This is a genomic window from Paraburkholderia sp. SIMBA_054 (assembly GCF_046534875.1).
In the GTDB taxonomy this organism is placed as follows: domain Bacteria; phylum Pseudomonadota; class Gammaproteobacteria; order Burkholderiales; family Burkholderiaceae; genus Paraburkholderia; species Paraburkholderia hospita.
Genome location: NZ_JAWRXV010001065.1, coordinates 1 through 260 on the forward strand (window position 1 = coordinate 1; position 260 = coordinate 260).

Below are 260 nucleotides of genomic sequence, written 5' to 3' on the forward strand. Positions count from 1 at the left end.
GTAATTGCTCTGCACCATTCAGTTATTTCAATACATCGCTTAATTACTCGCTCACATTCTAAAATTCTTTCATTCATACGAATGATACAATCTTCCGCTTCGTCAATAAGCCCTTGTAAAGTTTCGACTACCGTATTCCCTGAACGCTTAACCCAAATTCGTGCAGCAGGGGAGAAGTGAGCACCTTCACCTACATATTTAACTTGTAGTTCTTTTCCTTCGTTAGAGGAATTAAAAAAGACAACTCCCATCATGTAATC

At 38.5% G+C, this 260-nt stretch carries 1 protein-coding gene; it reads right to left on the reverse strand.

Translation table 11 applies throughout. The annotated features are described in order from the left end of the window. On the reverse strand, positions 1–260 hold a 260-nt coding region (locus SB822_RS58430; protein ID WP_410859289.1), incomplete at both ends, for a hypothetical protein.